The 265-nt window shown below is 61.5% G+C and carries 1 protein-coding gene; it reads right to left on the bottom strand.

Translation table 11 applies throughout. The annotated features are described in order from the left end of the window. The coding region (locus EOD29_RS32405) for an acetate--CoA ligase family protein (RefSeq protein WP_206520567.1) at nt 1–265 on the bottom strand (265 nt) is incomplete at both ends.

Genomic DNA, 265 nt, shown 5'->3' with positions numbered 1-265 from the left:
AATTCAACGAAGATTCCCCCCGCTCCAAGGGTCAGCGACAATCCGAAGACGGGATCGCGGATGGCGCCGACAATGAGCTCGGCAACCGGCGGATTGATCATCTTCTCGACGAGATAACCTGAATTCGGCGGCATGGCCGCCGCCGCATCCGACACTGCCTCACTATCCCTAAGGTTGAGTGCGATGGCCCCGGCCTCGGTCTTGTGGGCAATACCGAGCGCTTTCAGCACAACGGGGAAACCGAGCCGCTCGGCCTGCTCGGCAG

The sequence above is a fragment of the Mesorhizobium sp. M1A.T.Ca.IN.004.03.1.1 genome (assembly GCF_003997555.1).
GTDB lineage: Bacteria > Pseudomonadota > Alphaproteobacteria > Rhizobiales > Rhizobiaceae > Mesorhizobium.
This window is presented reverse-complemented; position numbering and strand designations above follow the sequence as displayed.